Source organism: Pseudoalteromonas sp. NBT06-2 (genome assembly GCF_002276045.1).
In the GTDB taxonomy this organism is placed as follows: Bacteria; Pseudomonadota; Gammaproteobacteria; order Enterobacterales; family Alteromonadaceae; genus Pseudoalteromonas.
Window position 1 is genome coordinate 1 of sequence record NZ_NQMR01000291.1, and the last position, 1,552, is coordinate 1,552.

The following is a 1,552-nucleotide window of genomic DNA, read 5'->3' on the forward strand; positions in this document are numbered from 1 at the left end:
TTATATCCTTATTTACTGGTGTTAAACGGGAAATATCAACAAGACCACTGATATCACTCACCTTTACAAGTGCTGAATCACCTAAAGGAATTGCTTGTGATTCTGTTTTAACGACTAGGTCATCTTGATGTACTGAAATTGAGTTATAAGTAAACTTTGAACCAACCGAGTATTTGTTATTGAACTGTGCAGCATCCGTAACGCCTTCTAATATTGCTTTCATGGTGTGACTACCTCATGGCTTTGAGACTGTTTTTTTAACCAAGCTTTTGCCTTACGAATTACATCTTCCGATGTTTCGTTGCCTTTACTATGAATGGGTAAACCAATGTCGCCGATGAAGGATTTTAAAACAGGCGTTAGATTTACAATTTGAATTTGAGTTGTGATTTCAAAATCTAATAAGTACTTTGCTTTTTCTTGCAGAGTTGGCAATGTTTCCAGGTGGATTAAATCTATTTTATTGCTCATGAGATGTGGTCCTTTTTGTCACAAAAAAATGGGTTGGGTTCAAACATTTCATATAAGGTTTCGTAAGTGAATGGTGAAAACAACATGCGTAACCTGCGGTGTAATTTTTGCCATTGCGGTTTATTAGAAGGCACTAAAAAAGTCATTTCTTGCATGTTGCACAGTTCAGAGTCCCACTTCTGATTGGCTTTTAAACCCATTTTAATAGAAGTAATGCGCGCACAAATTGTGTGCTTGTCATAATGGCTAATAAAAATCATGCGTGGTTTTAATATTTGCTGTTGTAATGTCATGGTGCTGTATCCTTATTTGCGCTCAGGCATATCAAGTTGAAAGCTTTCTAATAAACGACTACGTTGTGATTCAACATATTCCCATTCGGCAGCAGTAAAACGTGGTAGGTTTTCGATACCTTGAATCTGCTCACCAAATTCACCATTTAAGCGTTCAAGCATGTGCCCAATCTGCATGTAAATAGAGGCCCAGCAATGATGTAGTGTTTGTGCTGCGGCTAATCGGTTATCGAAATTTAAGGTGCGGTTATCAATTAACTGCCCTACTTGTTCGGTAGTTTGTACAAGTGCTTCATCAAGTAGGCCCGTATACGCAATGGCATCACTGCGCATTTGTGAAATGATCACAGGCATATCAAAACGCATTGTTGGGTTTTTACGTAAACGCTCATGTTCACACGCGTTAATTGCATCAGCGCGTTCTATATCTAACGCTTTATTTTGGGCTTTTAACCGTTGTAACTCTTTTTTAAGTTCACGTACGGATAAATCTGACAGTGCACAAAGGTCGTCGTCATCAAGTGATTCAAGGGTTTCTATTGGTAAACGTGCCAGTTCTACAAGTTTGCTTTGGTTCATATTCAAAAGTGCAGACGTTTGCACTTTAGAATCAGGTAAAGATAAAAACATTTTTGCAATGCTCATAGCATCAAAAGCAGAGCGGCGGGCAATTCCAAACTTTGTGAATTTCTTTTCAAATTCACCATGATTTGAATGTTCTTTTAATGTCAGGAGTAATAATCCTTTTTTAGCGGCATTGATTACTGCTTGCTCTTCTAAACGTACGA

Annotated in this window: 4 protein-coding genes; all 4 read right to left on the minus strand. The window is 38.0% G+C overall.

Annotation, left to right across the window (positions count from 1 at the left end):
* Positions 1–223: hypothetical protein (locus CJF42_RS25465; RefSeq protein WP_141235680.1), on the minus strand; the 223-nt coding region annotated here is incomplete at its 3' end.
* Positions 220–471, minus strand: a complete 252-nt coding sequence (locus CJF42_RS25470) for a hypothetical protein (RefSeq protein ID WP_095369294.1) — start codon at positions 469–471, stop codon at positions 220–222. The genes CJF42_RS25465 and CJF42_RS25470, both read right to left, overlap by 4 nt.
* Positions 468–764 (minus strand): hypothetical protein, encoded by a 297-nt coding sequence (locus tag CJF42_RS25475; protein WP_095369295.1) that lies wholly within the window; start codon positions 762–764, stop codon positions 468–470. Before CJF42_RS25475 ends, CJF42_RS25470 begins: the two co-directional genes overlap by 4 nt.
* A gap of 12 nt (positions 765–776) precedes the next feature.
* Positions 777–1,552, minus strand: a 776-nt coding sequence (locus tag CJF42_RS27905; protein ID WP_095369296.1) for a hypothetical protein, incomplete at its 5' end; no start/stop codon positions are given.